The 25,674-nt window shown below is 66.7% G+C and carries 26 protein-coding genes; 15 read left to right on the forward strand and 11 right to left on the reverse strand.

Annotated features, from left to right (window positions below):
- Positions 1-88: 88 nt before the first annotated feature.
- The gene (locus ACIBK2_RS37610; RefSeq protein ID WP_396974642.1) at positions 89-907 is read right to left on the reverse strand and encodes an MIP/aquaporin family protein; all 819 of its coding nucleotides are present in this window, start codon (positions 905-907) and stop codon (positions 89-91) included.
- A gap of 250 nt (positions 908-1,157) precedes the next feature.
- Between ACIBK2_RS37610 and ACIBK2_RS37615 the strand changes: the two genes are divergently transcribed.
- Positions 1,158-1,922 carry an IclR family transcriptional regulator gene (locus tag ACIBK2_RS37615; protein WP_396974644.1) on the forward strand — a complete coding sequence of 255 codons (765 nt, stop codon included), beginning with the start codon at positions 1,158-1,160 and terminating at the stop codon, positions 1,920-1,922.
- 30 nt (positions 1,923-1,952) lie between these two features.
- Positions 1,953-3,485, forward strand: coding sequence for a glycerol kinase GlpK (glpK, locus tag ACIBK2_RS37620; RefSeq protein WP_396974646.1), 1,533 nt, complete (start codon positions 1,953-1,955; stop codon positions 3,483-3,485).
- Between the two features lie 3 nt (positions 3,486-3,488).
- On the opposite strand, the gene ACIBK2_RS37625 is transcribed toward glpK, so the two are convergent.
- The gene (locus tag ACIBK2_RS37625) at positions 3,489-4,799 is read right to left on the reverse strand and encodes a fatty acid desaturase family protein (protein ID WP_396974648.1); all 1,311 of its coding nucleotides are present in this window, start codon (positions 4,797-4,799) and stop codon (positions 3,489-3,491) included.
- 326 nt (positions 4,800-5,125) lie between these two features.
- Here ACIBK2_RS37625 and ACIBK2_RS37630 point away from each other — a divergent pair, with 326 nt between their 5' ends.
- From ACIBK2_RS37630 to ACIBK2_RS37660, 7 genes are all read left to right on the forward strand, one after another.
- Positions 5,126-5,290 carry a hypothetical protein gene (locus tag ACIBK2_RS37630; protein ID WP_357390862.1) on the forward strand — a complete coding sequence of 55 codons (165 nt, stop codon included), beginning with the start codon at positions 5,126-5,128 and terminating at the stop codon, positions 5,288-5,290.
- Positions 5,291-5,492: 202 nt separating this feature from the next.
- Positions 5,493-6,680 carry a lipid-transfer protein gene (locus ACIBK2_RS37635; protein ID WP_396974651.1) on the forward strand — a complete coding sequence of 396 codons (1,188 nt, stop codon included), beginning with the start codon at positions 5,493-5,495 and terminating at the stop codon, positions 6,678-6,680.
- A gap of 4 nt (positions 6,681-6,684) precedes the next feature.
- Complete coding sequence (locus ACIBK2_RS37640) at positions 6,685-7,143, forward strand: MaoC family dehydratase N-terminal domain-containing protein (RefSeq protein WP_396974652.1); 459 nt, start codon at positions 6,685-6,687, stop codon at positions 7,141-7,143.
- The gene (locus ACIBK2_RS37645; protein WP_396974653.1) at positions 7,140-7,550 is read left to right on the forward strand and encodes a MaoC/PaaZ C-terminal domain-containing protein; all 411 of its coding nucleotides are present in this window, start codon (positions 7,140-7,142) and stop codon (positions 7,548-7,550) included. Before ACIBK2_RS37640 ends, ACIBK2_RS37645 begins: the two co-directional genes overlap by 4 nt.
- A 15-nt stretch (positions 7,551-7,565) precedes the next feature.
- Positions 7,566-8,396: an SDR family NAD(P)-dependent oxidoreductase gene (locus ACIBK2_RS37650; protein ID WP_396974654.1), complete on the forward strand. Its 831-nt coding sequence runs from the start codon at positions 7,566-7,568 to the stop codon at positions 8,394-8,396.
- A 12-nt stretch (positions 8,397-8,408) separates the two neighbouring features.
- Positions 8,409-9,956, forward strand: a complete 1,548-nt coding sequence (locus ACIBK2_RS37655; protein ID WP_396974655.1) for a long-chain-fatty-acid--CoA ligase — start codon at positions 8,409-8,411, stop codon at positions 9,954-9,956.
- Between the two features lie 14 nt (positions 9,957-9,970).
- Positions 9,971-11,155: a TetR/AcrR family transcriptional regulator gene (locus ACIBK2_RS37660; RefSeq protein ID WP_396974656.1), complete on the forward strand. Its 1,185-nt coding sequence runs from the start codon at positions 9,971-9,973 to the stop codon at positions 11,153-11,155.
- On the opposite strand, the gene ACIBK2_RS37665 is transcribed toward ACIBK2_RS37660, so the two are convergent.
- From ACIBK2_RS37665 to ACIBK2_RS37675, 3 genes are all read right to left on the reverse strand, one after another.
- On the reverse strand, positions 11,156-11,401 hold the full coding sequence (locus tag ACIBK2_RS37665; protein ID WP_396974657.1) for a cold-shock protein: 246 nt from the start codon (positions 11,399-11,401) through the stop codon (positions 11,156-11,158).
- Positions 11,401-11,565 carry a hypothetical protein gene (locus ACIBK2_RS37670; protein ID WP_396974658.1) on the reverse strand — a complete coding sequence of 55 codons (165 nt, stop codon included), beginning with the start codon at positions 11,563-11,565 and terminating at the stop codon, positions 11,401-11,403. Before ACIBK2_RS37670 ends, ACIBK2_RS37665 begins: the two co-directional genes overlap by 1 nt.
- A 163-nt stretch (positions 11,566-11,728) precedes the next feature.
- Positions 11,729-12,151, reverse strand: coding sequence for a PPOX class F420-dependent oxidoreductase (locus tag ACIBK2_RS37675; RefSeq protein WP_396974946.1), 423 nt, complete (start codon positions 12,149-12,151; stop codon positions 11,729-11,731).
- Between the two features lie 86 nt (positions 12,152-12,237).
- Here ACIBK2_RS37675 and ACIBK2_RS37680 point away from each other — a divergent pair, with 86 nt between their 5' ends.
- The gene (locus tag ACIBK2_RS37680; protein WP_396974659.1) at positions 12,238-13,077 is read left to right on the forward strand and encodes a DUF72 domain-containing protein; all 840 of its coding nucleotides are present in this window, start codon (positions 12,238-12,240) and stop codon (positions 13,075-13,077) included.
- On the opposite strand, the gene ACIBK2_RS37685 is transcribed toward ACIBK2_RS37680, so the two are convergent.
- Positions 13,052-13,984 (reverse strand): DMT family transporter, encoded by a 933-nt coding sequence (locus tag ACIBK2_RS37685; RefSeq protein ID WP_396974660.1) that lies wholly within the window; start codon positions 13,982-13,984, stop codon positions 13,052-13,054. The genes ACIBK2_RS37680 and ACIBK2_RS37685 overlap by 26 nt on opposite strands.
- 51 nt (positions 13,985-14,035) lie before the next feature.
- Entirely contained in the window at positions 14,036-15,475 is a 1,440-nt protein-coding gene (locus ACIBK2_RS37690; protein WP_396974661.1) for a lipase family protein, read from the reverse strand.
- 593 nt (positions 15,476-16,068) lie between these two features.
- On the opposite strand from ACIBK2_RS37690, the gene ACIBK2_RS37695 reads away from it, so the two are divergent.
- On the forward strand, positions 16,069-16,905 hold the full coding sequence (locus ACIBK2_RS37695) for an alpha/beta fold hydrolase (protein WP_396974662.1): 837 nt from the start codon (positions 16,069-16,071) through the stop codon (positions 16,903-16,905).
- A 26-nt stretch (positions 16,906-16,931) separates the two neighbouring features.
- On the opposite strand, the gene ACIBK2_RS37700 is transcribed toward ACIBK2_RS37695, so the two are convergent.
- Together ACIBK2_RS37700 and ACIBK2_RS37705 are read right to left on the reverse strand one after the other, a co-directional pair.
- Positions 16,932-18,194, reverse strand: a complete 1,263-nt coding sequence (locus ACIBK2_RS37700; RefSeq protein ID WP_396974663.1) for a PucR family transcriptional regulator — start codon at positions 18,192-18,194, stop codon at positions 16,932-16,934.
- Positions 18,195-18,709: 515 nt separating this feature from the next.
- A complete protein-coding gene (locus ACIBK2_RS37705; RefSeq protein WP_396974664.1) occupies positions 18,710-19,168 on the reverse strand; it encodes a DUF4254 domain-containing protein in 459 nt (152 codons plus the stop codon).
- A gap of 448 nt (positions 19,169-19,616) precedes the next feature.
- Here ACIBK2_RS37705 and ACIBK2_RS37710 point away from each other — a divergent pair, with 448 nt between their 5' ends.
- Genes ACIBK2_RS37710 through ACIBK2_RS37720 form a run of 3 tightly spaced genes read left to right on the forward strand, consistent with a single transcriptional unit; the run spans position 19,617 to position 22,424 of the window.
- On the forward strand, positions 19,617-20,054 hold the full coding sequence (locus ACIBK2_RS37710; protein WP_396974665.1) for a MarR family winged helix-turn-helix transcriptional regulator: 438 nt from the start codon (positions 19,617-19,619) through the stop codon (positions 20,052-20,054).
- A 29-nt stretch (positions 20,055-20,083) separates the two neighbouring features.
- Positions 20,084-21,817 carry an MFS transporter gene (locus ACIBK2_RS37715; RefSeq protein WP_396974666.1) on the forward strand — a complete coding sequence of 578 codons (1,734 nt, stop codon included), beginning with the start codon at positions 20,084-20,086 and terminating at the stop codon, positions 21,815-21,817.
- Positions 21,818-21,839: 22 nt separating this feature from the next.
- On the forward strand, positions 21,840-22,424 hold the full coding sequence (locus ACIBK2_RS37720) for an isochorismatase family protein (protein WP_396974667.1): 585 nt from the start codon (positions 21,840-21,842) through the stop codon (positions 22,422-22,424).
- 65 nt (positions 22,425-22,489) lie between these two features.
- Here ACIBK2_RS37720 and ACIBK2_RS37725 read toward each other — a convergent pair whose 3' ends face one another.
- Positions 22,490-23,437: a glycoside hydrolase gene (locus ACIBK2_RS37725; protein ID WP_396974668.1), complete on the reverse strand. Its 948-nt coding sequence runs from the start codon at positions 23,435-23,437 to the stop codon at positions 22,490-22,492.
- 358 nt (positions 23,438-23,795) lie between these two features.
- On the opposite strand from ACIBK2_RS37725, the gene ACIBK2_RS37730 reads away from it, so the two are divergent.
- Positions 23,796-24,257: a hypothetical protein gene (locus ACIBK2_RS37730; RefSeq protein ID WP_396974669.1), complete on the forward strand. Its 462-nt coding sequence runs from the start codon at positions 23,796-23,798 to the stop codon at positions 24,255-24,257.
- A 5-nt stretch (positions 24,258-24,262) separates the two neighbouring features.
- Here the strand turns inward: ACIBK2_RS37730 and ACIBK2_RS37735 are convergent, their stop codons facing one another.
- Positions 24,263-25,243, reverse strand: a complete 981-nt coding sequence (locus ACIBK2_RS37735) for an alpha/beta hydrolase (RefSeq protein WP_396974948.1) — start codon at positions 25,241-25,243, stop codon at positions 24,263-24,265.
- Between the last annotated feature and the right edge of the window lie 431 nt (positions 25,244-25,674).

A 25,674-nucleotide genomic window follows, 5' to 3' on the forward strand; every position in this document is an offset into this window, starting at 1 on the left:
GCCCAAGGGCGCTGAGTTTTTGGTTCGCTCGCTGCGCTCGCTCACGCGTGGTCCTTTCGAAAAGAAAACGATTGATAGAAAAGGTGATTCAGAAAAGGACCTGTGCGGCCAATCCGGCGAGCACGCCGCCCAGCAGCGGGCCGGCGATAGGCACCCAGGCATAACCCCAGTCGGAGTTCTTACGACCCGGCAGATCGGTGGGGCCCGGGTCGGCGAGCGGCTCGGCCGAGCCGCCACCGACGGTCGCGGGCTCAGCTACTCGAACCGCCGCACCCTTGTTCACCGGAAGCAGCGCGTGCGCCAGCCGGGGCCCGAGGTCACGGGCGGGATTGATGGCGTAGCCGGTCGGCCCGCCGAGCGAAGCGCCGATGCCGACCACCAGCAGTGCCGCGGCGAGCGGGCCGAGGCCGGTCGCGGTGTGGCCCATGGCCAGCAGCACGAGCACGAGGGCGAAGGTGGCGACCACCTCGGTGGCGAAGTTCCACGGCAGGCCGCGGATCGCGGGACCGGTGGCGAACACGCCGAGCTTCTTTCCCTCGTCGGTTTCCTCGTCGAAGTGCCGCTTGTAGGCGACATAGGCGAGGTTCGCACCGACGAACGCGCCGACCAACTGGCCGAGAATGTAGGCGAGGGTGGTCGCGACGGTGATCGAAACGCCGGGCGTGTACTCGTCCGCGCCGCTGGCAAGCACGCCGATCGTGTACGCGGGATTCAGATGCCCGCCCGTCTTATATGCGACGTACACGCCCGCGAGGACGCCGAGACCCCACCCGAAGTTGATCAACAGCCAGCCGCCGTCGAAGCCCTTGGATTTGGTCAGCAATACATTCGCGACTACGCCGACACCGAGTAAGACCAGCATCCCTGTGCCTAGTGCTTCACTCAGGAAGATCGAGCCGAAGTTCATCGTTGAGTCTCCGTTCGCCCGCGGTCGCGGACGCGACCCTGCGGAATCCGACGTTACGACGGCGGCGCGAACCCGGACATAGCGTGCGTTCGACAATGCTGAACGGTGGGGCTGGCCGCCCCGAGCTGCTGCCGCTACTGTCGGGCGGCCGAGCAAGCGGGCATGACGCACGTCACACTGGACCCCGGGGGTGTTGCTCTTTGTTCACCGCATGTTCGACATTGTCGAATCCGGCGGCTAGTTTCGGGGCATGCCCGGTCCGATCCAGTCGATCGAGCGAGCGGCGGCCATCCTGCGGCTGCTGGCCCGCGGCTCAGGCCGACTCGGCGTCGGCGAAATCGCGGGCGCGCTCGGTCTCGCCAAACCGACCGCGCACGGCATCCTGCGCACCCTGCAGGGCGTCGGCTTCGTCGAGCAGGATCCGGCGACCGGCAAGTACCAGCTCGGCGCGGCCCTGGTTCACCTCGGCACGAGCTATCTCGATGGCAACGAGCTGCGCTCCCGCGCCATCAACTGGGCCGACGCGTTGGCCGCGCGCACAGGCGAATCCGTCCGCATCGGCGCTCCGGTCGACGGCAGCGTCGTGGTGGTGCACCACGTATTCCGCCCCGACAACACCGAACAGGCGCTCGAGCTCGGCGAATTGCTGCCGCCGCACGCCACCGCGCTCGGCAAGGTGCTGCTGGCCTACGACGCCGACCTCATGGCCACCGTGCGCGGAACCACGCTGCCCTCGCTCACCAGGCGCACCATCGTCGACCGCACCGTACTCACCCGTGCCCTCGCCGCGGTCCGGCAGGTGGGCTGGGCGGGCGACACCGAGGAGTACCGGCCGGGGGAGGCGGGCATCGCCGCGCCGATCCGCGCGCACGGCGGACTCGTGGTGGGCGCCATCGGCATCAGCGGGCCGGTCGACCGGCTCTGTGATGCGCAATTACGACATCGACCCGCCCTGGTCGGGCACGTGCGCGACGCCGCCCATGCGGTCTCGCGAGATCTGGGCGCCGGACACTGACCCACTGACTGATGGCAGGAGAGGACGCGGATGACGCAACGTTTCGTGCTGGCGATCGATCAGGGCACCACCTCGACCAGGTGCATTCTGTTCGATCAGCGCGCTCGCCTGGTCGGCGTCGCGCAACGCGAGCACAAGCAGCACTATCCGCGGCCGGGCTGGATCGAGCAGGACGCGATGGAGATCTGGCGCAATGTCGACCGGATCGTGCCGCAGGCGCTGCGCGACTCCGGTATCACCGCCGATCAGGTTGCGGCCCTTGGCATTGCGAACCAGCGGGAGACCACCGTGGTGTGGGACCGGCGGACCGGTGCGCCGATCCGGCGGGCCATCGTCTGGCAGGACGTGCGCACCGAGGAGCTGGTCCGCGAGTACGAGGAAAGGCCTGGCGCGCAACGTATTCGGGAACTGAGCGGGTTGCCGCTGGCCACCTACTTCGCCGCGCCGCGGCTACGCTGGCTGCTGGACAACATTGCGGGACTGCGTGATCGGGCCGAACGCGGCGAGGTGCTGTTCGGCACCATGGAAACCTGGCTGATCTGGAATCTGACCGGCGGAGTCGACGGTGGCCTGCACTTCACCGACGTCACCAATGCCAGCCGCACGCTGCTGATGAACATCGCCACCCTGGCCTGGGACCCGGAGCTGCTGGATTTCTTCGGCATACCCGCGGCGATGCTGCCGCGCATCCAGCCCTCGACCGCGTCCTACGGCACGACCCGTCGCGTCGTGCCCGGCATCCCGATCGCCGCCGCGCTCGGCGATCAGCATGCCGCGCTGTTCGGCCAAACCTGTTTCGCGCGTGGGGAAACCAAGTGCACCTACGGCACCGGCGGCTTTCTCATGATGAACACCGGCCGCGAGCTGGTGCAGTCCTCGCACGGCCTGCTCACCACCATCGGCTATCAGATCGGCGACGAGAAACCGGTGTACGCGCTGGAGGGGCCGATCGCGGTGACCGGCTCGCTGGTGCAGTGGGTGCGGGACAACATCGGCTTGGTGGCCAGCGCGCCCGAGATCGAAACCCTCGCTCGCACAGTGCAGGACAACGGTGGCTGCTACATCGTGCCCGCGTTCTCCGGGCTCTACGCACCGCATTGGCGTAGTGACGCGCGCGGCCTGATCGCCGGTCTGACGTCCTACATCACCAAGGGACACATCGCTCGTGCGGTTCTGGAGGCCACCGCGTGGCAGACCCGTGAGGTGGTCGACGCCATGAACGCCGACTCCGGATTGCAGGCCCGCGCGCTGCGCGTGGACGGCGGCATGACCTCCGACAACCTGCTCATGCAGATCGTCTCCGACGTACTCGACGTCCCGGTCATGCGCCCGTTCAACGCCGAAACCGTCTCGCTCGGTGCGGCTTACGCCGCCGGGCTAGCCGTCGGCTACTGGCCGGACCTGGAGGGCCTGCGCAACAACTGGCGCCTGGCCGCGCAATGGATACCGCAGATGGACCCGGTGCTTCGCGCGGACGAGTACGAGAACTGGCAGCGCGCAGTGCAATTGACGTTCGGCTGGTTGCGGTCCAAGCGACGACGGGACGAGGCCGAAGCGCGCTGACGGCTATCCGGTGCTGGCGACCGGCCTACGCAGCGAGCCTGCGATATTCGAACGCACCCGTTGCGCGTTCCGGCGCAACCGGCCGCCCTTGAGGCCGGCTTCCAGCTCCAGCCGCAAGCGACCGTTGTGCAGTGCGGTGCGCAAACCCGTTGTCGCGTCCGAGATTTCGGCGACGGCGAGCGCGGCACCGGTTTGGAATTTGCGCTCCGACGCGGTCTCCGGCGCGTCGTCGGAGGTGGCGATCAGGAAGCGGTCGGGCACCGCCAGCTTGTGGATGGTCCGCATGGTGAGCAGGTACTGCCGCAACAGTGGCCCGCTGGTGTAGGGCAGGTCGTACTTGTCGCACAGTGCGCGAACCCGCACCGCGATCTCGGCGTAGCGATTGCTCGGCAGGTCCGGGAACAGGTGGTGTTCGATCTGGTAGCACAGGTTTCCGCTGGCGAAGGCGAGGGTCGGCCCGGCGTCGAAGTTCGCGGTGCCGAGCATCTGCCGCAGGTACCACTCGGATTTCGTCTCGTCCTCGAGCGCGGCGGGCGTGAACTTCTCCGCACCGTCGGGGAAGTGGCCGCAGAAGATGACCACGTACGTCCAGGCGTTGCGCACCACGTTGGCGGTGACGTTCGCCGCCAGCGCGCGGCGCCAGCGCTTGCCGCTCAGCGCGGGGAACAGCACGTAGTCCTTGAGCGCCTGCCGGGAGATCTTCTTCAGGAAAGCCTTTGTCACGGTGGCCTTTTCGGCCTTCGTCTCGAAGCGGTCGCGGTCCGCGTACAGGCCGTGCAGGCCGATGCCCCACTCGAAGGTGGTGGCCAGCAACAGGTTTTGCAGCGGCTGCAGCAGATGGCTCGGGGTCCACTCCTGGTCCCTGGTCACCCGCATCACGCCGAAGCCGATGTCGTCGTCCATGTCGATGACATTGGTGTAGACGTGGTGGCGGAAGTTGTGCGAGTACCGCCACTGGGAAGACAGCCCGACCATGTCCCATTCCCAGGTGCTGGAGTGGATCTCCGGGTCGTTCATCCAATCCCACTGACCGTGCGAGACGTTGTGCCCGATCTCCATGTTCTCGATGCACTTGGCCGCGGCCAGCGCCGCCGTGCCGAGCAGCCAGGTCGCCTTGTTCCGATTCACCGCGATCAGCAGCCGGGCCGCGATGTCGAGCGCCCGCTGGAATCGAATGGTGCGCCGGATGTAAGCGGCGTCGCGGCCGCCGAGCGAGTCGCTGACATCACGATGGATCGCGTCGAGTTCGGTGCCGAGGGCCTCGATGTCTTCCTTGCTCAGGTGCGTGTACACGGCAATATCGGTGATGGCCATTGGTCCTCTTCGGATGGATCGGCTGTGCAGGCGCAGAAGCCCGAGTCGGGCCGCCGACGCGTGTCGTGATCGGCGTTGCTCGGCTGAACCGAGCTCGATGGTCGGCCGATGGCCGATGATGATTCTTGCCTCGACGGTACCAGCGCCTCGGACACCGCAGCGGCAACAGCAGGGAGACGTCAGTACAACGGGACATGGCGGCACCGGATACCCGAGTCGGGACACGACAACATCCCATTGGAGCGGGATCGTGCGCGGTTCCACGGGCGGACGGGGTTGAATAGGGGGGATTGGCTATTCGCGGCCGATCGGAGGAGGCTCGACGGATGAGTCAGGAAAGCGGGCAAGGGTCCGGGCTGTTCAGCCATGACACCATTCCCATTCAGGTGTATACGCCTGCCGAGAGCAGTGACGTACATCATCAGCCGGTATTCAGTAGAGCCGAAGACGGCTCCGGGGCTGTCGGGGAGGTCACTCCGCCGCACGCCTGACGCCGGACATGACGCGAGCCCCCGCATCTCTTCGAGAGATGCGGGGGCTCGCGTCGTTCGCGGGTGCCCAACGCACGGTAAGTGAATTGTCCATAGCGTAACGCGCGTCACTGACCAGCGACTTTGTCGAATCCTTCACCAGCTACCGGCGACTTGATGTTCAATAAGTGAATATCCACTAGTCACCGTTGATGGGAACGACATGAGCAGACGCGCCGTCGTCGCCGGTGTGGGAATGATTCCGTTCACCACGCCGAGCCGGAGCCAGACCTACGACATCATGGGCACCGGCGCGGCGCGGGCCGCGCTGCTCGATGCCGGGGTCGAGTACGACAAGATCCAGCAGGCCTACGCCGGCTATGTCTACGGCGATTCGACCTGCGGGCAGGCCGTGATCTACGGACTCGGGCAGACCGGTATCCCGGTGATCAACGTCAACAACAACTGCTCGACCGGCTCGTCGGCGTTGTTCCTCGCGCGCCAGGCGGTGGAATCCGGTGCCGCCGAGGCGGTTCTCGCCGTCGGCTTCGAGCAGATGCAGCGCGGCGCGCTGGCCCGCGGCTATGCCGACCGGCCCAGCCCGTTCGCCCGGTTCGACGAGGTGATGGACGAGATCCAGGAGCGCGACGAATCGCCCTTCGCGGCACAGATGTTCGGCGGAGCCGGGCGGCAGTACGCGGAAAAGTACGGCACCGCAGTCGAAACCTTCGCGAAGATCTCGGTGAAGTCGCGCAGGCACGCCGCCAACAATCCGTACGCGGTGTTCAAGGATCCGGTGACGGTGGCGGAAGTGCTTGCCTCGCCGCACATCTACGGCCCGCTCACTCGGCTGCAGTGCTGCCCGCCCACCTGTGGCGCGGCCGCCGCGGTCATCGTCAGCGAGGATTTCGCCAGGGCCAACGGCATCGATCCGTCGATCGTGATCAGGGCGCAGGCGATGACCACCGACTTTCCGTCGACTTTCACCGAGAAGGACATGACCAAGATCGTCGGTTACGACATGTCCAAGGCTGCGGCCCAACAGGTTTACGAAGCGTCGGGTGTCTCGCCCGAAGACATCCGTGTGGTCGAGCTGCACGACTGCTTCACCGCCAACGAACTGCTCACCTACGAGGCGCTCGGGCTCACCCCGGAGGGCACGGCGGAGCAGTTCGTCAACGACGGCGACAACACCTACGGCGGTCGGGTGGTGACCAATCCGTCCGGCGGGCTGCTGTCCAAGGGGCATCCGCTCGGCGCGACCGGGCTGGCCCAGTGCGCCGAATTGGTGTGGCAGCTGCGCGGACAGGCCGAGGGCCGTCAGGTGGCCGACGACTTGAAAGTTGCCCTGCAGCACAACATCGGGCTCGGCGGCGCGGCCGTGGTGACCCTGTACGAGAAGGTGAGCTGAGCGAATGCCCTTGGACCAGAGCGTAATCGGCAAGCAGTTGGCGCCGTGCACCTTGACGGTGGAGGCCGGACGGCTGCGGTTCTTCGCCGAGGCGATCGGGGAGCGGAACCCGATCTTCACCGACCTCGACGCGGCGAAGGCCGCGGGTTACCCGAATCTCCCAGTGCCGCCGACCTTCTTGTTCGGCCTCGAACTGGACAATCCCGAGTCCTTCAGCTGGCTGGCCGACCTCGGCATCGATCTGCGCTGGGTGCTGCACGGTGAGCAGTCGTTCACCTATCACGTCACCGCCGTAGCCGGCGACGTGCTGACCTCGACGCCGGCCATCGGCAACGTCTACAGCAAGAAGGGCGGCGCGCTGGACTTCATCGAGAAGATCTCCACCGTCACTCGCGCCGACGGCACCCTGGTCGCCGAGCTGAAAACCGTGATCGTCGTGCGCAACCCGGAGGCAGCGAAATGACCGACCTCGCATCCATCGACGTCGGCACCGAGCTGCCACCGCTGTGGATGCGGCCGATCTCGCGAACCACGTTGGCGCTGTTCGCCGGAGCGTCCGGTGATCACAACCCGATCCACATCGACCTCGACGTGGCGAAGTCGGCCGGGCTGGACGACGTGTTCGCGCACGGCATGCTGTCGATGGCCTACCTCGGCCGACTGCTCACCGATCGGTTCGACCCGCAGGCGATTCGGAGCTATCGGGTGCGCTTCGCCGCCATCACGCCGGTCCACGCCGAGCCCACCGCGACCGGCAAGGTCGTGTCGATCGACACCGTGGACGGCGAACGCCGGGCCACCCTCGAACTCGCCGTCACCCTCGCCGACGGCACCGTCACGCTCACCGGCGACGCCGTCGTCGCCCTCTGAAAGGACTTGCAGCACATGGGAACTCTGGATGGCAAGGTCGCTATCGTCTCCGGCTCCGGCCGCGGCATCGGCCGGGAGATCGCGCTCAAACTGGCTGGTGAAGGTGCGAAGGTGGTGGTGAACGATCTCGACGCCGAACCGGCCAAGGAGACCGTCGCCGCCGTGGAAGCCGCTGGCGGGCAGGCTGTCTCGTGTGTCGGCAGCGTCACCGAGGACGGTTTCGCGGAACGCTTCGTGCAGACCGCCGTCGACGAGTTCGGCGGGCTGGACATCATCATCAACAACGCGGGCTACACCTGGGACTCGGTCATCCAGAAGATGACCGACGAACAGTGGGACGCCATCCTCGACGTACACCTCAAGGCGCCGTTCCGGATTCTGCGGGCCGCGCAGCCGGTGATCGCGGCGGCGGTGAAGCAGGCCAAGGCGGCCGGCGAACCGGTGCCGTGCCGCAAGGTCGTCAACATCTCCTCGATGGCGGGCACCGGTGGCAATGCGGGACAGGCGAATTACTCGTCGGGCAAGGCGGGCGTGCTCGGCCTCACCAAGGCGCTCGCCAAGGAGTGGGGCCGCTACAACGTCACCGTGAACGCGGTCGCGTTCGGCCTGATCAAGACCCGGCTCACCGAGGCGCCCGCGGGCACCGGCGGCACGATCGACGTGCAGGGCAAGGAGATCAAGGTCGGGGTGAACCCGAACCTGCTCGCCGCGATGGAGCAGATGATCCCGCTCGGCCGCGGCGGCACGCCGGCCGAGGCCGCCGGTGCGGTGTACCTGCTCTGCCTGCCCGAGTCCGACTATGTCAGCGCGCAGACCCTGGTCTGTGGCGGCGGCTTCAACATCTAGGACCGGGCCGCCATGTACCTGACCCAATCCCTGCACCGCAATCTGCAGCAGAATCCGGATCGTCCGCTGACGATCTACCGCGACCGGGTGCGCACCATCGCCGAATCCGTCGATCGGATAGCGCGTTTCGCGGGTGCGCTGGTCGCGCTCGGCGTCCGGCCCGGCGATCGGGTCGGCATGCTGGCGCTGAATTCCGATCGCTACTACGAATATCTGTACGCGGTGCCGTGGATCGGGGCGGCGGTCAATCCGGTGAACATTCGCTGGAGTCCGGCCGAGATCGGGTACTCGTTGCGCGAATCCGATACCAGGGTGCTGCTCGTCGACGAAGCCTTCGCCGCGATGATTCCCACACTGCGGCAAGACTTTCCGGAATTGTCCTCGGTGATCTTCTGCGGCGACGGCGCACCGCCCGCCGACGTGCTGCACTACGAGACGCTCGTCGCCGAGCACGCGCCCGTCGCGGACACCAGAACCGGCGGCGACACCCTGGCCGGTGTCTTCTACACCGGCGGCACCACCGGGCATCCCAAAGGCGTGATGCTCAGCCACGACAACATGATCATCTCCGCCCTCGGCAGCACCGCCGGCGGCGAATTCGTGAGCCGGGGCGGCACCGTGCTGCACACTGCGCCGATGTTCCACCTCGCGGATATCGCCATGATGACGGCGGGCAACCTGGTCAACTGCACCCACGTCATCGTGCCGATGTTCACCCCGGCCGGTGTGCTGCGGGCGATCAGCGAGCACGGCGTCACCAATGTCCTGTTGGTGCCCACCATGATTCAGCTGCTGGTCGACGATCCGATCGTCGCCGAGTTCGATCTCAGCACGGTCGAGACGGTGACCTACGGCGCCTCGCCGATCTCCGAGGCGGTCCTCGGCCGGGCCCGAAAGGTCTTTCCCACAGCGGGATTCACCCAGGCGTACGGCATGACCGAGCTGGCGCCGGTGGCCACGCTGCTCTCGCCCACCGACCACGATAATCCGGCGCTGCGGCGCTCGGCGGGCCGCGCGACACCGCACGTCGAGGTGCGCATCGTCGACCCGGACGACAACGAGGTGCCGCGCGGCGAGGTCGGCGAGGTCGTGGTGCGCGGCGACAACGTCATGCTCGGCTACTGGAATCGGCCGCAGGACACCGCCGACGCCCTGCGCGGCGGCTGGATGCACACCGGCGACGGCGGCCGGATGGACGAGAACGGCTATGTGTTCATCGTCGACCGGATCAAGGACATGATCATCACCGGCGGCGAGAACGTGTATTCCGCCGAGGTGGAGAACGCCCTCGCGGCCCATGCCGCGGTCGCCACCTGCGCGGTGATCGGCGTGCCGGACGACGAATGGGGTGAGCGGGTGCACGCCGTCGTGGTGTTGCTGCCCGGCGCGCAGGCCACCGACGAGGAGCTGCGGGCGCACTGCAAAACGCTGATCGCCGGCTACAAGTCGCCGCGCACGGTGGAGTTCACCGATGCGTTGCCGATGTCGGGCGCCGGTAAGATCCTCAAGCGCGAACTTCGCAAGAAGTACTGGGATCCCAGCGACAGTCAAGTTTCCTGAGGGAGCGATAGCGAATGGTGAACGGGCCGGGCGTGGTCCGTCCGGCCCGTGGCACCAGGCCGGCGAATCGGCGCGCGCTGATCGTCGCGGCGGCCGCGGAGTTGTTCTGCCGCAACGGATACGCGAATGTGGGGATGGGCGAGGTCGCCGAGGCGGTGGCCATCGGGCCGTCCGCGCTGTACCGGCATTTCCGCGGCAAGCAGAGCCTGCTGGCGACGGTGGTGGACGAGGCCTTGACCGCGTTCGCCGCGGCGGTCGATACCGCGGCGCGCGAACCCGACGACATCGCGCGCACGCTGGCGACGACCGTGCTGGCCCGCCGCGACGTCGGGGTGCTGTGGCGGCGCGAAGCCCGGCACCTTTCCGAGGACGATCGAGTCGCCTTCCGCATCCAGGCCAGGCAGATCGGTGCCCGCCTCGCCGAGATCATCGCCGCGCGCCGTCCCGAACTGGATCCGGCCGCAGCGGACCTGCTCTCCTGGGCGGCCTTGGCGGTCGCCAATAGCGTTTCTTTCCACGGTCTTTCGCTGCCCGAGCCCGAATTCAGCACGCTGCTCGGCGAATTCATTGCCGCGGTGATCTCCGCGCCCCGACCGGCACTGGGCGAACGGCAGGACCGCCACGTGGTGCCGCCGCAGCTGGCCGCGCGCTCGCGCCGCGAAGCGCTCCTCACCGAGGCGACGACGCTCTTCGCCGAACGCGGCTTCGCGAGCGTCAGCATGGACGAAATCGGTGCCGCCGTAGGCATTGCCGGTCCGAGTGTCTACAACCACTTCCCCGGGAAAGTGGACATCCTGATGGCGGCCATCGTCCGTGGCGACGAATGGCTGCGCATCGACCTGAACCGCGCCCTCGCCCAGGCCGCCGACCCGCGCGACGGACTCGAACGCCTGCTCGCGGGCTACGGCGCGTTCGTCTTCGAGAATCCCTATCTCATGCAGACTCTCGTCTCGGAGGCCAGGTACCTCCCCGATGCGGACCGGCAGCGCACCAAGGCGGCACAGCGGGCTTACATCGCGGAATGGGTGCATCTACTGCGTAGACTGCACCCCGGCTTGGACCCGATCCCTGCCCGGATGAGAGTCCAAGCCGCGCAATCGATGCTGAACGATCTCGCCCTGATCCCGCACCTGCGCGCGTTTCCCGACCTCGTGTCCGCGTCGGCGGCGCTGGGCGCCGAGGTGCTCGGCCTGTCGTGACTATGCGGCGCTTCTGGATAACAGCGCCACCGGCCGCACCGCCACGGCTTCGACCCCGCGCGGTCGCAACTCACAGGTGAACACGACCGGCTGGCCGGTGGTGAGCGTCTTGAAGCCGGGAGAGTCGATGCTGGAGTACTCCACGAAAACACCACCCGGATACTCCGCGGCTTCGAGAAAGCCGAAGCCCTTCTCGGGGTCGAACCAGTGCACAGTGCCACGCACCCAGGTCTCGCCCTCGGTCATCACACGGCCTCGAATGCGGCATGCTCGCTGGAACCGGGCTGCATCACCTGTTGCCACCAGGACGCGAGCGGGCTCGGGTCGGGCCACACGACGGTGGGACCGGTTCGGACCGCACTGCCGGTGGGGACTTTGCTGGTACGTGTGAAGTTGTCTGGACGGACCACGACGGAGGATCTCCTCAGATCGGTACGTTGCGCGGGCACCCCGCGGTAGCGGGGTGCCCGCAACGGCGTTACCGAAACTGTAAGCAGCCGAACGAGTTTTCGTCGGCGGTTCATAGCCGATCGGTACTACGTCACATTCCGTCGACCGCCCGTCAGCGGTCGGTCAGGCGGCCCACGGCCCGATGCCGCCGACCTTTTCGATGCGGATGCGGGTCAGCAGGCCGGGCGGTGCGTCGGCGGGCGGGAACCCGGCACCCGGGCTGGCCAGCGTCTTGGCCAGTTCGGTGAGCAGTTCGGGGGCGCCGCCCTCGACGATCCGGGCGGTGCCGGTGACCGAGAGGTAGGGCCGCATGACCTCGCCGCGCTCGGCGGAGAGGATGGTCACCGCGACCCGGCCGTCGCGGCGGACGTTGCGGACCTTCTTGTATTCGCCGAGGTGGGCGGTGACGAGTTCGTCGCCGTCCGGCGTCGATTGCAGGGCCACCCACACCACGCTCACCTGCGGGCTGCCGTCCGGGTTGATCGTGACCAGCGTGGCGTCGGCACCGGCCCCGATGAGTGCGCGAGCAGAGTCGTCGAGTTGCATGCTGTGTTCTACCACCGCGTCGGCGTATTCATTCCCGGCCAACGTGGCCGAGGATCGTGTCGGCCCGCTCTACTAACGTCGCTGGCATGCGGCTTCACGTGGGCTGTGCGATGTGGACGCACGCGGCATGGCAGGAATGGCAACCGGCCTCGGGAGACCGGCTGGCCGCCTACGCCGAGCGGTGCAACGCGGTCGAGGGCAACACCACCTTTTATGCGATACCGGCGCGGCGCACGGTCGAGTCGTGGGCCGCGCAGACCGCGCCTGAGTTCCGGTTCGTGATCAAGCTGCACAAGTCGATCACGCACGAGCGCAGGCTCACCGGCGTCGACGAGGAGATGCGCGCGTTTCTGTCGGCGATCGAACCGCTCGGCCCGCGCACACACGCCCTGTGGGTGCAGCTGCCCGGCTCGTTCGGTCCGAACGATCTCGGCGCGCTCGCGCTGTTTCTGCGGCGGTTGCCGGAGTACTACCGCTCGGCGGTCGAAGTGCGCCATCCCGCGTTTTTCGAGAACGAGCAGGCCGCCAGGCAGTTGGAGAGCGTGCTCGGTCGCGTCGGCGCGGAATGGATTCCCTTCGACACCACCATCCTTTTCGACGGGCTCCCGGTCACCGCCGCCGAGCAGGAGGCGTATTCGAAGAAGCCGCGCCTGCCGCGCCGGACCCACGCGCTCACCGAGTTCCCGATCGTCAGATACCACGGCCGCGACTCGACCGAGCGCACCGTCGAGGGCTGGCAGCCGTGGATCGGCACGGTTGCCGACTGGCTGCGCGAAGGCCGATCGCCCACCGTCTTCATCCACACCCCGGACAACGCCCAGGGGGTGACGCTCGCTCGCCGTTTTCACGCGGAAGTGGCGGCAGCGGTCCCGGAGTTGACCCCGCTGCCCGAACCGGCGCCTATCGAGCCGATGACCCTTTTCTGATCACCGAGGCGCCGTAGGCGACGGCGAGAATCAGTGCGCAGCCGATGATTTGGACCGGCGCGGGCCGCTCGCCGAGGATCAGCGCGCCCAGCAGCAGCGAGCCGACCGGCGTCAACAGCAGCAGTGCCGCCCCGACCGAACTGGGCACGTGCGGCGAATACCGGGCGACGAGCAGCCAGCCGATCACCCCGTTGGTAAGTGCGGTGAGCGCGATCCAGCCGAGTGCCGCACCGCCGATGGCCAGCGTCGACGGAAACCCGCGGAGCAGCGCCCAGGCGAGCGCGGCAACGGCCGGGACGGCGATCGAAACGGCGTAGGTCTGCAGGTTGCGCCCCTGTCTTCCGCTGCGCCGCAACAGAAATAGGAAACCGGAGTAGCAGATACCCGCCGCGATGGCATGCACGGCACCGGCCACCGGCGCAGGCCCGGTACTGCCTTGCTGGAACACTCCGCTGGCCGCGGTCAGACCGACGATCATGATCGGCAGCGCGAAAATCACACGCCTACTGGGCTTTTCGCGATCGATCAGCAACGCGAGCAGCGGCACGACCACCACCTGCACGTTCACCAGCACCGTGGTGAGACCGGCACCGGCCTCCAAAATCGCCGCGCCCCACCAGAACATGTCGGCGGCGAAGAACGCCCCGCACAGCAGCGCGAGCCCCCACTCGCGTGCGTCGAGCACACCGCTGCGCCGGCTCTCCAGCCACGCGAACACCGCGAGCGCAGGCAGAGCCAACGCGCAGCGATAGAACGTCGACACCTCGGTCGGCGCATTCGCCAACGCGATGAGCACGCCCGAAGTCGAAACCGCGAGCGCACCAACGGCAATGGCGATCGTCGCGCCGGTGGTGCCCTCCGCCGCGCCGATCTGCTGGACGGGTACGCCCGTCCGCTGCCCGGTCATCCCATGACTGTTGCATGGTCGGCCAGGGATCGCGACGGATTATCGAGCGGCCTACCGGCTGCCGATGGGCTGTTGCAGCAGCCCGGCCAGCACCGTGCCTGCGCCTTGGAGCCAGATCGGCCAGCTTGCCGGGTCCAGTGCCATGGAGCCCTCGTCGTGGATGGAGCAGCCAGGTTCGGCGGGGACACCGTCGAACCGGTCCTTCATCCACAGCAGCACCCGCGCGATGCTGTCGATTTCCAGCGTGATGTGCTCGCTGAAGTGGTCACGGGTGTAGTGGACCTGGGCGCTCGGGTCTCGGCAGTACTCGTCGACCAGTGTGTTGACCGGGCCGACCGGGGCGATCCAGTCGGGGTTGGAGTTGAAGATGAACATCGGCATCTTCGGCACCGAATGGCCCATCCGCAGTGCGTCGAACACCTTGGCGGGGACGGGATCGTTGAGCGCATCGGGTGTGTCGTACATGCCGTCGGTCAGGTTCATGAACGGGAGCAGCGCGGCGGAGTAGAGGCACAACGAGTTCTTGACCGGAGCGAGCGCCTTGCCGATCGGTTTCATGTGCTGGTCGTTGTAGGCGGCCAATTCCGGATACTCCCGCGCGACACCGAGCAGTCCCGAAAAGATCAGCCCGGCACCAAGATTGCCGCTGGCCATCTGATACATCGCCTTGATATCGGCCGGGACGCCGCCCTCTGACACGCCGACGATATTGAGCTCGGGCGCGTAGGACGCGGCCAGTTCGGCGGTGTGCCCGGTGGTGATCGCGCCGCCGGAGTACCCGGCCAGGCCCACCTTGGTCTGCGGTTGGAGGCCCATCGGCTGGAAGTTCTCCGCCGCCCGGACACCGTCCAGGGTGATGCGTGCGCCGAGCGGACCGGCGGCGAACGCGGAGTCCGGGCCCTCGTGGTCCGGCATCGCCACCGCCCAGCCCGCGCCGAGCGCGGTCAGCGGCAGCACGAACTCGAACGGGATGTCGAACTGTCCGGTGATATTGCCCGGTATCGAAGCCTGTTGCAGGACATAGGATGCCGCGCAGTACTCCGCGTTCGAGTCCTGCGGGAACTGATACGACAGCAGCGGGCGCGGCGCGCCACCATTGTCGCCGCGCGGCTTCATCAGCGTGGTGACGGCGGCAATCGGTTCGTCCCTGGTGTTGGTGGACCGGTACGACAGCTGCCAGGCGTCGATATTGAACGGAATGACCGAATAGAACGCCAGATGCACCTCGCGGGCCGCGATGATTTCGCCGGGCTGCTTCGCGGCGACGACGTCCGCGGGCGGTGCATAGAATCCCGGATCGAGTTCCGGCGGCGCCGGCGGAATCGGGAACGGCAGCGGCGGTTGCACCGGAACCTGCTGCGCGGCAGGGTTTTGTTCGGCCGGTGCCGCAATTGCCGGTATTCCGACAGCTACTTGCAGGGAAGTCGCGATCAGGGCGATACAGGCCGCAGTGCGGAATCGCCCGATTCTTCCGGGTACGACGATATTCATAGAGCTACTTTCGCTGGTGAGCTGTGCTGATGAGATCCGAAAACGGATCTGTCGGGCGCAGAAATTATTCCGGCCACGACCGCGCACCGGAATCCGGCGCGCCGCGCGTAACCCACCAGAATGTCTGTAAGGCTAAGTAACAGCAAATGCTAGAACTGGTCATAGGTCCAGAGGCAAAGTACTAATTTCTCGAGTCTTCGACTGTGCACATTGCACATATCGAAGACGATCAGACCGGTCTGTCAGTAGTCGATACCGGGCCTGCCCGATTCGCACGATACGGGATATTTCTCCGCCGACTCGTTCCGAAAATTGGCATATCCATGGATCTTTCGATCATGACCCGCCCGATCCGCCGGCCCGCGGCCGCGGCGAGGCGCGGACCGCGCGGAGTTGTGCTCGATAACAACCCACCGTGACAGCGTTGGTGGCTGAGCCAAGAGTCGAGGGCCCGTCTCTGGCACGCTCATAGGTGCGCTATCCCGGATTTCGGTTGAGGCCATCCCCGAGGAGCCCCTCTTGTCCACGCTCGATCGCACCTATGACCAGCTCGCTCGCCCCGAAACTGCGGCCCGGCCGCGGGTGGACCGGTGATGCTCTCCACGATCATCCGGACGATCGAGGTGAACGGCGTGCCGATCGGCTACACCGACACCGGCGATCCGAACGGCCGATCCGACACTCCCGTCATCGTTTTCGGGCACAGCCTGCTGTTCGGCAGCTGGATGTTCCGCGCACAGATCGCCGTGCTGCGCGAGCACTACCGCTGCATCGCCATCGACTGGCGCGGGCAGGGCGGCACCCAGCCCACCCAGGACGGCTACGACATGGACACCCTGACCGCCGACGCGGTCGGGCTGATCCGGGCGCTCGGCCTCGCGCCGGTGCACTGGGTCGGCATCGGCATGGGCGGTTTCGTCGGGCAACGGGTCGCCGCCCGGCACGGCGAGCTGCTGCGCTCACTCACCCTGCTGTCCACCAGCGCGGGCTCCCAGGACCGCAGCAAAGTCGGCAAATACACCCGACTCACTTGGGCGGTACGGCTTTTCGGCGTCGACGCGGTCCGCGGCAAGGTCGCGCGGCTGCTGTTCGGGCCCGCGTTCCTGGCCGATCCCGCCGCCGCGGCGACCATCGACGAATGGGCCGAGCGGCTCGATCGCGTCGACCGCGTCGGCACCCGCCGGGCGATCCGCGGCGCGATCGGTCGCGCGCCCGCCGATCGGGAGATCTCCGGCATCACCGCGCCGACCCTGGTCGCCGTCGGCGCCGACGACGCGGTGACCCCGATCGCCGACGCGTGGCGGCTCACCGAGCTGATTCCCAAGGCGCGGTTCGAGGTGATCGAGAAGGCCGGGCACTGCTGCGTTTTGGAGCAACCCGGCGTCGTTACCGCACTGGTGCAGAGCTTTCTGGCCGATGTCGACGGATAAGGACCGACGTGCCGCGTTTTCGTCCCTCAGGCAATTGCTCGATCCGGCTGCGGGGTAAGGATTCTGTCGCCGTAGGCCTGTGCGCAACGCAACGCCAATTCGATATAAGTCGCGCGTTCCTCGATGGAATGGCCGAGCAATTCTTCGGATTGGTTGATGCGATAGCGAACAGTGTTGGGGTGCACGTTCAATTGTTGTGCGGTGGCCGGTGCGTTGCGACCGCTGGCCAGGTAGGCGAGCAGCGTTTCGCGCAATCGCGCGGTGGTCTCGTCGGCGCTCGTCAATGCGCCCAATTCCCTTGTCGCCATGACTCGCATCGCCTCGACGCTGCCGTCACCGGTGGTGAGACAGACCAATTCGACGTCGGCGTAACGGATCACCGTCGGTACGTAATCGGTGGCCATCGCCACCCGCTGTGCGGCGAGCGCCTCGCGGTGACTCTGCCGGAACCCGGCGATATCCGGCGCCGACGACCCGACGGCGGCATGCAGGCCCGGCTGCCCGACGGTGGGCAGGGTCGAGAGGTCCGGCACGCCCGTCGTGGCGATCCAGGCCCACATGCCGCGCACACCGGACGAGAGCATCAGCGGTCGCGGCGCGTCGAGCAGCGTGGCGATGTCGTTGCCGAACTTCTCCAGCGTGCGCACCGGATCCGCGGTGGTCACCGACTCGTCGGCCCACAGCACGATCGCGGTCTGGTGCCTGCGCAGCGAATGGCCGAGCTGCGTTTCGGCGTGATCGATGTCGACCGCGTCGCCGCGCAGCAGCGAACCGGCCAGTCCGAATCGGCGGGCCAGCGCGCCGCGCTGCCACTGCTCGCGCTCGTCGGTATAGACCGCGACGGACGCCTCCACGCAGGTGTCGGTCCATTCGAGCACCCGATCCCAGAACAGCAGCAGGACCGCGCTGCGCAGCTGGTCGTCCTCGATCGCCTTGTTCAGGAAGTCGGTGATGAACTGCCAGAGCATGGCCTGCCCGACCCGGTACGTGCGCATCACCACGTCGATCCCGAAGCCGCGCCGGGCGACGGTCCGCGACAGCGCGAGCACCTCCGCCGGCGGGTGCACCTCGAAGACTTCCCGGCTCACCATGGCGAGGAAGCTGCGCCAATGCGCGCGCGTCGCGGCGTGCAGCATCTCGGCGAGTTCGGCATCGCCGGGCAGTTGCGCGTTGACCTCGTTGATCCTGCCGTCGACCAGGTCGACCAGCTGTTGGGTCTGCTCGTCGTTGCGAGCCTGTGCCCCGAACTGGACGAGCCAGTCGAGGGCTTCCTGATCCAAGGCAGTCATAGCCCACATTCTGCTGCGCTGTCTGCTCGGGCGCGGCGCATTCGTCCTATCGGTGCGACGAGATGTCAAGGAGTACTGCCTACTTGGGGCTTCGACCGAGTTGTCGACGGCGATTACCGACTGGTCGGCATCCATGGCTGATTTTCCTGTCTGAAAAGTTCGCGACGCACACTGCGGAATGCGCCTCCGCGTACGACGGATAGGTAATCTGAGCACGTTCCATTCAGCGCTGACCCAACATGCGGAGGGCCGTAATGAACGGATCGTCGATCAGCGAACTACCCAGCACCGCCGAAACGTATTGGTCGGTTTGTCTAACGGACTCGTGGGCATAACCCCGCCATGAAACCGGAGGAAGCCGCGCGCCGCTTGCTGGCGGACATTTTGGTGCGCTATACGTCGTTGGAAGAATTCATCGGCTTACTACGTGTCGACCCCCTTCTCGATACCACGGAACTCCCTCCGATATCTGCCTACCTCTGGACTATTCCGTCGTAGCGCATGGCTCGATGAAACTATCGGTGCCTGATGGATCGTGGTCGCCGCGACTCGATGTCGTGCGCGAGATCGGTCCACTGGATCGCGAGCGCGGCGAGCCGGGACCACGCGGCGTGCACCCGCTGCTCCGGCACGTTGTCGGCGGTCATCAGCAGGTGATCGGCCAGGATCTGGGCGGCGGCCATCCGGTCGACGGTGCTGCCGAGGGACTCGGCGGGCCGCTCCTTCGTGCGCCGCGGCGTCACCTGTTTGGCCACCCATTCGTCGATCACGGTGACGACTTCGCGACGGCGACAGTCGATTTCCACCAGGCGCTCCGGTTGTGCGCGGCGCGTGTGGTGCAGCTGCGCCAAGGCTCGCGCCAATTGGATGACGAGGTGGTCGCCGGGTCGGTCGCCGGTGTGTAAGCGCAGCGCGGCGGACAGTTCGTGCCAGTCCGGCAGCAGCGGCGGGGTGCCGCCGTCTTCGATGGACATCGCTCGCGGTCTCGGTCCCTCGGCGGTCTGCACGGTCACGTGACGGGGTCGGCGCGACCCGGCGCGGGCACCTGGCAAATGCGACCAGCTCGTGCCTCACTGCGGAGACTCTGCGTCATGGTTCGGACGCGCTGCCGCGCGTCCGCCATCTCTCGGTGGTCCAGCTGCGTGGGCAAGGTTGGCCTTCCCTAGCGACGGTCGAGGTGCATCCGACGTCGGTGACCAGCCGTATTCCTCTGGGCAGACCGGTCGTTCTGCGCGTACCCGAGATAAGGGAGCAAACGCCCGGCGCCGGATGCACCTTCAAGTTTCGGCCATCGGGTGGCCTTCCGTAAGCCGAATTCAGGTCATTTCGCGCTCGGTTTGGCCTCTTTGGTTATGCCTGGGCAATCCGTGCCGAGTTGCTAAGGTAGGTTGATAAATATGATTGATAAGGTAGCCTTAGCATGTGACCGACGATCTGGACGCCGCCGAGGTTGCCTCCGTCCTGCTGACGGGCCTGGGCGCACTGTTGCGCAGGCTGCGTCATCTGCAGCTGGAGGACGCGCTCACGATGCCCGAGCGCACCGCGTTGTCGCGGCTGGATCGCGAGGGGCCTGCCACCTCGGCGGAACTGGCGCGCAAGGAACAGATCACGCCGCAGGCCATGGGGGCGACGCTGAGCGCGTTGCAAGCTCGCGGCTTGATCGAGCGTAACTCGGACCCGGCGGATCGCAGGCGGGTCGTCCTCGCGGTGACACCCGCCGGTGCCCAGGTACTGACTGAAAAACGCAGTGCGAAAACCGAATTGATGGCGCGTGTGCTCGCCGAGGAGTTCACACCCGCGCAGTTGAAGCAGCTGGCCGTGGCCGCCCCGCTGATCGAGCGGCTCGCCCACAACATCTGATCCCTAACGTTCGATAGGCGCATGTGACGATGATCGATCTGCAGCAGCAGCGCACCGACGATCGCACGACCGACGGATACAAATGGGCGGCACTGACCAATACCACTGCGGCAGTGTTCATGTCGGCGCTGGACGGTTCGATCGTGTTGATCGCGCTGCCCGCGATCTTCCGCGGCATTCACCTGGATCCGTTGGCGCCCGGCAACATTGCCTATCTGCTGTGGATGATCATGGGGTACCGGCTGGTGCAGGCGGTGCTGACGGTGACCGTCGGCAGGCTCGGCGACATGTACGGCCGGGTGCGGATCTACAACGCCGGGTTCGCGGTGTTCACCGTCGCGTCGATCCTGCTGTCGGTCGATCCGCTCGACGGCGGACACGCGGCCATGTGGCTGATCGGCTGGCGGGTGGCGCAGGCCATCGGCGGGTCGATGCTCACGGCCAACTCGGCCGCCATCCTCACCGACGCGTTTCCGGAGCGGCAGCGCGGTTTCGCGTTGGGCATCAACCAGGTTGCCGCGCTGGCCGGGATGTTCATCGGCCTGGTCGCGGGCGGACTGCTGGTCGCGTGGGACTGGCGGGCGGTGTTCTGGGTGAACGTGCCCATCGGGCTGTTCTTCACGGTCTGGGCGTACCGCACGCTGCGCGAGACCAGCCGGGCGGGCGGCGGGCGCATCGATTGGTGGGGCAACATCACCTTCGCGGTCGGGTTGAGCGCGATCCTGGTGGCGGCCACCTTCGGTTTGCAGCCGCACGGCGGGCACACCATGGGCTGGACCAGTCCGGTGGTGATCGGTCTCGGCGCGGCCGGACTCGGGCTGCTCGCGGCGTTCGTCGTCATCGAGCAGCGGGTGCGCATGCCGATGATCGATCTGAGCTTGTTCCGGGTGCGCGCCTTCACCGCGGGCAATCTGGCTAGCCTGGCCATCGCGATCGGTCGCGGCGGGCTGCAGTTCATCCTGATCATCTGGCTGCAGGGCATCTGGCTGCCGCTGCACGGCTACGACTATGCCGACACCCCGCTGTGGGCAGGCATCTTCATGCTGCCGCTGACGGCGGGATTCCTTGCGGCCGGGCCGGTTTCGGGATATCTGTCGGATCGGTTCGGTTCGCGCGGCCTGGCCGGCAGTGGTGCGTGGTTGTTCGGCGCCAGCTTCATCGGGTTGCTGCTGCTGCCGATCGACTTCAGCTACTGGATCTTCGCGGTGCTGATCGCGATCAACGGGATCGCCAGCGGCATGTTCGCCTCACCGAATTCCTCGGCGATCATGGGCAGCGTGCGCCCGGATCAGCGCGGCGTCGCCTCGGGGGTCCGCTCGACCTTCCAGAACACCGGTACCGCCGTGTCGATCGCGGTGTTCTTCGCCCTCATGATCGCCGGACTGGCGAACAGCTTGCCGAGTACGCTCGCCAATGGCCTGGAGCAGCAAGGTGTTCCGGCCGCCGTTGCCACCCAGGCCGCCACCTTACCGCCGGTGGCTACCCTGTTCGCCGCCCAGCTCGGTGTCAATCCGATCCAGCACACGCTCGAGCCGAGCGGGGTGTTGACGACCCTCACCAGCGCGCAGCAGCAGACCTTGACCGGGCGAGAGTTCTTCCCGCAGTTGATCTCCGGTCCCTTCCACACCGGTCTGGTCATCGTGTTCGCCTTCGGCGCGGTGCTCGCCGCACTGGCCGCTATCGCGGTACTGCGCGGCAGCCGACGTAAATCCGAACCGCCACAGCGTGACTCGATATCCAGCCCGGATCCCACGATTGTCTGACAACCCTCTAGGAGAAATCAGCATGGCACTCAGCACCCTCGACGCACGCACCGCGCTCGTCCTCATCGACCTGCAGCAAGGCATCACCGTGATGCCGGGTGCACCGCACTCGATGTCCGAGGTCATCGCCCGCGCAACCGAACTCGCCGACGCCTTCCGCGCCCATCAACTGCCCGTCGTCTTGGTGCGGGTCAGCGGGGCTCCTGACGGCTCCGACTTCGCGCAGGGCCGCACCGACGCTCTGCGTCGCACCGGCGGCACCCGCCCCGAGGGCTGGGACGTCATCGTCGACGAATTGGCCGGGCACGCCGAGGATCTCGTGGTGACCAAGCGCAACGTCGGCGCGTTCTACGGCACCGACCTCGAACTGCACCTGCGCCGCCGCGGCATCACCCAGATCGTGCTGGCCGGCGTCGCCACCAGCATGGGCGTCGAATCCACCGCCCGCGCCGCGCACGACCACGGCTACCACGTCACCCTGGTCACCGACGCCAGCACCGACATGGACGAAACCATCCACCAGCACAGCATCGCCCGAATCCTCCCGCGCTTCGCCGAAACCGGCACCACCGCCGAGATCCTCGAACTGCTGGAGAAGTCCCGCTAGTCGGCAGTGTCGGTCCGGCAGCAGCGCATTCACGACACCGGGTGTGCCGCTGCGCGACGCAGGGCTCAGGGCGCGGTTTCGGGGAGGACGGTGAAGTGGCGGACGGTGCCGGAGAGGTTGGGGAGTTCGGTGGGGGGCGTCCAGGTGCGGAGGTTGGGGCTGTCGCTGTAGAAGTATCTCGGGTTGTTTTCGTCGTAGTCGTCGAAGTAGATTCGCCAGCCGCCGTTGGGCATGGGGATGACGCATTGACCTTCTCGGGGGGCGCCCCAGTTGGCCCAATCTCCTGTTGCGACAAAGATGTACGGGCCGAGTGGGGCGCGGGCTACCGCGAGTTCGATGAGTTTGCTGGTTTCGTTCTTGGTGAAGGCGACGTAGAAGCCGTTGGTGTGGACGATGGTGGTGTCGATGTAGCCGAAGCCGTAGCCGGAGGTTTCGCAGATCTTGTGGTCGGTCGGGGTCACGTAGCCGGGGGCGGGGCCGAGGCCGGCCAGCGGGGTCAGTGGCGTCCAGGACCGTAGTGTCGGGTCGGTTGCGGTCATCAGGTGCGGTGTGAAGCGGCAGCCGTCGGACAGGGACACGATGACGTTGACGCGGTCCTGTGCGTCGACCAGCCATTCCGGCGCCCAGCTCGACGTCACGTTGAAGGCGCCCACCTGGGTCGGGTAGTCGTACATGTGCTGCCAGTCGACGCGGTTGGTGCTGCGCGCGAAGCCGATCGTCTGGCCTTCCCACCCGGTGGTGTAGGTGAGGTAGTAGACGCCGTCGACGTGTCGGAAGAGGCTCGGGTCGCGCAGCAGCCCGGACGGCGGACTGTAGGCCGGGCCGCGCAGCAGCTGGAAATTGGTGGCGTCGGTGGATTCGTAGACATACAAATCGGATTCGCTGTCATTCGTGAACGAGGTCATCGTGTACCGCACCACCGGCCCGGCGGCCGCGGCATGCTTCAGGGCCAGCAGGCTCAGGGGCAAACCTGCGGCCAACGCCAGCGCGGACCTGCGACTCACCGTCACCATTGCCACCTCCCGGATTATCCAGAGCATATTGCTATCGACCCGGCGACACGCCGCAGATGGCGTAGCGCCGAGTGGACCGACACGGCTGCCAGCGTTGTGGGCCGACCTGCGCCGAACAGCCGGGAGCGGGGGCCCTCTGCACTGTCTGAGTCGAGCAATATCGAATGGCTGTGTCGGAGAACAAGTTACGCGGCCGATCTTGGGCGCCAGCCCAAGACAACCTGCCCTCTTACCTGCGACGCTCAACGCAGGTAAGAGGTTCCGCCCGGCACATCGCGCCGATCCCGGTCATCGACCGAGCCGAGCCCGCCACCTGCCTCGCTCGTTCGCCGAACGCCCACTGTATGGAGTCGGAACCATGCCCGAGCTCGCAGACCTACCGCCCCGCGGGGGGCGGCCATCGCCCATCCTGCCGACCGCCCGCGAACTCCTGGACGCGATGCATGACGTTGTCCCCGAACGACATCCGTCCGCGTCGATCCTGCGCGCCGCCTGCCTGCTCGCCGCGGTGGACGAGTGGATCCACCGCCACCGCGTCGAGATCGAACTCACCGCGCCCGCCTCACGCCGGGTGAACGGCCCCGGGATCGAGCGCGCGGCCCGCACCCTGCGCCGCTATCTGATCGAAGGCATCGCCGACGCGGCCCCCGGCGTCGACGGCGTCGGTAAGGCGGTGGACCAGTTGGCCGCCGCCTGGGTCGACTGGCGCAGTGTGACCAGCAACGACGACCCGTCCCGTCAGACGGAGACCCGGAAGGCCCTGATCGCCGCCTGCGACGCCTACAACGACCTCACCGGGCACGATCCGCACGAGCCGTAGCACCCTCAGATGCCGAGGCCGGCTTTGAGTGTCGGCCACGAATCATGCAGGGCGTCTTGCCAATACGGCCAGGAATGGGTGCCGAGCGTGTTGTAGCGGATGGTGGCCGCGACGTTGTGCAGGCGCAGGTCGGTGTCGAAGACCAGGGTGCAGTCGTGCACGACCTGTTCGATGGCGATGGCCGCGGTGAGGTCGGTCGGGTAGGAGTAGCTGGGATCGAAGGTGAGGTCGTACGGACCGGGGACGCCGCTGCCGGTGGACAGGTAGATGGGTTTGCCGCGCAGGGCATCGGTATGCCGGGTCGGGTCGTGCGCGGGCCATTCGGGGTTGGCGATGCCGCCCCACATGTTGTCGGCATTGCCGCCCTTGTCGGCGACGGTGGTGCGGACGGTGGCCTGCCCGAGGTTGCTGGAGTACAGGCAGCCGCTGTAGGCGGCGAGGGCCCGATAGAGCGTCGGGTGGCGGAAGGTCAGCGTCGTCGCGGCCTGGGCGCCCATCGAGACGCCCGCCATGGCGTTGACGCCGTTGCCGCTCAACACATTATCGACCAGCGGCGGAAGTTCCTGGGTCAGAAAGGTTTCCCACCTGTTGTGCCCGAGCTTGCGGTCATCGTTGAGCCAGTCGGTGTAGAACGTTCCGCCGCCGCCGACGGGCATCACGACGTTGGTTTCCTTGTCGGAGAAGAAGTTCACGATGTCGGTGCGCATGGTCCAGGTGCTCAGCGTCTGGCTTTCGGTCGACCCGTTTCCGTCGAGCAGATAGAGGGTGGGGCGGGGTGCCGTCTGGTTCGCGGGGAGTAGCACGTCGAGCTGGACGAGGCGACCCATCGCCGGTGATTGCACATACACCTCTTCCCAACGATCGGTGCGCTTGGTGATGTGATCGACCACGGCCTGCGCGCTCGCCCTGGGTGGCGTCGAAACAAGCGGCGCGACCACCGCGAGCGCGGCCGCGACCGCCCAGGTGGCACGGCGGTATCGCCGCATCGACTTCGAACCGGAACCGCTTGTTGTCATCGGACCGTCCTCATTCGTACTGCTTCGCGGAAAATAGGCGAACTAACCGTGATTCGGGATCAGCGCGGTTCTTGTTACTGATTCGCGTCAAGCGTTGTGTGCATCGGCGTGTCACTTTTTGCGGAATGCAAGATTGCGTTTATCTGCGGCCGCACGGTCAGCAGATCATTCCATCCGGAATCGCCACGGAAGAGCGACCGGCTATGTAATCTGATGGGGTCCCACGAACTTCGGGACAGCTCCGCAGAGTGAGTCGTGGTCGCCCCTGCGGCTCACTATCGCTGTACACACAGTCCAATGAGGTCCGGGAGACCCCCGGGCCTCATTGGTCGTGCATCCGGCAGCGGATATTTGCGGCGTGACCCGGTGTAGTCGGGTAATTCAACGGCCCCAGCGAATAT

It is taken from the genome of Nocardia sp. NPDC050175 (assembly GCF_044459885.1).
Lineage (GTDB): Bacteria > Actinomycetota > Actinomycetes > Mycobacteriales > Mycobacteriaceae > Nocardia.